This is a genomic window from Haladaptatus sp. (genome assembly GCF_049589095.1).
Lineage (GTDB): Archaea > Halobacteriota > Halobacteria > Halobacteriales > Haladaptataceae > Haladaptatus.
In genome coordinates this window covers 1-2814 of record NZ_JBAWAC010000126.1, presented here as the reverse complement: position 1 = coordinate 2814, position 2814 = coordinate 1, and the positions used below count along the sequence as shown (strand labels likewise).

Here is a 2814-nt window from a genome sequence, read left to right as displayed (position 1 = left end):
ATCCCGCGAATCCGGCCAGCCAACCGGCGACCACCCCGCCGAAGACGCCCCCCAGTATCTTCGCCGAATAGAGGACGGCGTAGTTCGCCGAGGAGTGGCGTTCCCCGTAGTAATCGGCGACGAGGCTCGGAAACAGCGTGTACTGTGATCCCTCCAAACCGGCCGCCACGACGAGGGCGAGGAGGAATCCGAGCGACGATCCGACCGCTCCCGTGCCGACGAGCGACAGGAGTCCGATTCCGCAGAGCGAGAACGTCACCGTCATCAATCGCTCCCGACTGACACGGTCCGAAATCCCGCCGACGACGAGTTCGCCGATGGCGTCCGCGACGGGGAGGATAGTCGCCGTCAGCGTCACCAGCAGCGCGGCGAAGCCGAACTGGTCCGCGAACGGAATGAGGTTCGCCGTGAGCATCAGCCCCGCCCCGGAAATCCCGACGAATAGGGCATACATCGTCCAGAACTGCCACGTCCGGACGACTTCGCGCCACGTGTATTGACGACCCGTTCCGATTCCGGTCCACTCGCTCGCCGTTTCCGATCCTTCGTCGCGGGCGTCATCGACGAAATCCCTGTGAACTTCATCCTCACCGCCGTCGTTGTCAGCGTCTTCGTTTTCATCACCCTCGTCATCGTCCTTACTACCGTCGTCGTCCAGCCAATCCTTCGGGGGATCACGAAGGACGAGCGCACACGCGATGACGCCGATTCCGACGAGCAAGCCGATGGTTCGAAGCCCCGACAGAAACGCACCGGAAGCCGATTGGAACCGAATGTAGGGGACGAACAACGCGCTCCCCGCGGTGAACGCCATCGAACCCGCACCGGTGGTGATCCCACGTCGATCTGGAAACCACTTGAGGGCGGTGTTGATGGCGACCGTGTACACCATTCCGGTTCCGATGGCCCCCAGCGAGTAGAGCAGATATACCTGCCACAGTTCCGTGGCGAACGTCAGTCCGACGTACCCGATCCCGGCGAGCACGCCCGCCAGAACGGCCATCGGTCGTGGTCCGTGGTTGTCCCGCCACCACCCTGCGGGGAACTGCGACCCGGCTTGGAAGAACACGTACAGGCTGAACACCGCTCCGAGGGCTGACAGCGGGATTCCGAGGTCCCGCGCCAGCGGTCCCTGCACCGACGACCACATGTACTGGTACGGGCTGACCAATCCCATCATGACGACGCCAGCCACGATCTGCCACCACCGCGAAAACCCCAGTATGTCCCGCGCTCGCGTCGAAACGTCGCTTCCCTCCGTTTCAGATATCATCGCTCGATGTCGAATCCTGATACGCACTCCACCAGCTGTACGCCACCACCACGACGACGAGCGTGATACGCGTTACGGCGGAGATACGCGGTGACGGTTCCCCAACGATGAAGCCACCGCTCACGGTGCCGATGACCGATGACGTGGCAACTAAGTTTTTTGCCATTGACTATCTCTCGAACGCTCCAGGAGGTGTGCTACGATCGAGACAACTCTAACCAGTCCCTCGAAACCGGTATGGGACGTCTACCTTGCGTATTCCGAGGCTCTGCTATTAGCCGCTCTGTCTATACCCTCCCCAGCGAGTAGGGACGAACGATGGAGAAACAAAACCGCCCGATGGAACCCGAGGGCCAACATCCGATGTTCACTGCGGTTGAAACCGACCGCAGACGGTCGATTCTCACGATACTGCTCGACCGAACGACGGCAACGGACGAGCGGGAACTCGCCCGTCTCCTCGCGGCGACCGAGGAAAGAACTCCGGTAACGGGCGTCTCGGAGGAAGCCGTGCAGGCCGTCCGTCTCGACCTCCACCACAAGCAACTCCCGGTGTTACGGAATAGCGGTCTCGTCGGCTGGAACGAGGGGACCGGAACCGTAACCACGACGGACCACCGCGCGCTTGCCGACCCGCGATTCCGACAGCTCCTCGAAACCGAGGAAGCGGGGGTCGATGACGTCCTGTTCGGCTTGTCGGACCGACGCCGCCGGTATCTCCTTTCTCTCCTCCGTGACAACTGGCAGACCCGAACCGCGATGTCGCGCTCGGTCCTCGCCCGTCGAATCGCTCGATACGAAAACGGTGCGGAGGAACCGGATCGATCGACGCTCGACGAAATCCTGCTGTCCCTGACCCACGTCCATCTCCCGATGCTCGCGGCGGCCGACATCGTGCGATACAACCCCGAATCCGGTCGGGTTGCGTACGCCGGCAATCCCGCGCTCGAACGGGTCGTGACGATCTTCAACGAACCGGACAACCGTCTCGTGAGCAGGCTCGATGGATTCTTCGACGGGTTGTTGACATCCTATCAGGAGGCGGGTGGGGGAACGGGTACCTCGCTCGACTGGCCGAGTTTCTGGAGAGACCCGCATCATGGCTAGACCGCTGGAACTGTGGGCGTTCATCTTCGCCAACACGCTGCTGTTCGTCATGAGTAGTCTCCTGATGACGCTGAGCTTCATCGCGTACTATCAGAACCCGAAAATGAAATCGTATCTGCTCTCCACCATCGGGTTCGGATTCATCGTTCTCGGCGGTCTCGTCGACCCGGTGTATCGGCTCGGTATTCGTGGCGAGTACTTCCTGAACGGTACCGAACGCTTGTTGCTCCAATCGAGCGAAGGCGTGCTGTTGTCGATAGGGCTTGGACTACTCTTCTACGCCATCATGCGCCACGACGTTCGCTCGTCGCCGACGGACGGCCACGATTCCATGGACACGACCATCTATGGCTTCGACGAACACCGGCACGACGACTGAGATTACTTCCCTTCTTCTTCGGCACCCCGACCGACCATGACCGTGTTTTTGATCT

Annotated in this window: 4 protein-coding genes; 2 read left to right on the top strand and 2 right to left on the bottom strand. The window is 61.3% G+C overall.

Going from position 1 to position 2814, the window contains the following annotated elements:
- On the bottom strand, nt 1-1273 hold a 1273-nt coding region (locus WBV42_RS04350), incomplete at its 3' end, for an OFA family MFS transporter (RefSeq protein WP_423984943.1).
- A complete protein-coding gene (locus WBV42_RS04345; protein WP_423984942.1) occupies nt 1263-1439 on the bottom strand; it encodes a hypothetical protein in 177 nt (58 codons plus the stop codon). The genes WBV42_RS04350 and WBV42_RS04345, both read right to left, overlap by 11 nt.
- Before the next feature lie 152 nt (nt 1440-1591).
- Between WBV42_RS04345 and WBV42_RS04340 the strand changes: the two genes are divergently transcribed.
- Together WBV42_RS04340 and WBV42_RS04335 are read left to right on the top strand one after the other, a co-directional pair.
- Nucleotides 1592-2380, top strand: coding sequence for a DUF7344 domain-containing protein (locus WBV42_RS04340; RefSeq protein WP_423984941.1), 789 nt, complete (start codon nt 1592-1594; stop codon nt 2378-2380).
- Complete coding sequence (locus WBV42_RS04335) at nt 2373-2759, top strand: hypothetical protein (RefSeq protein WP_423984940.1); 387 nt, start codon at nt 2373-2375, stop codon at nt 2757-2759. The genes WBV42_RS04340 and WBV42_RS04335 overlap by 8 nt, the downstream gene beginning before the upstream one ends.
- Nucleotides 2760-2814: the final 55 nt, after the last annotated feature.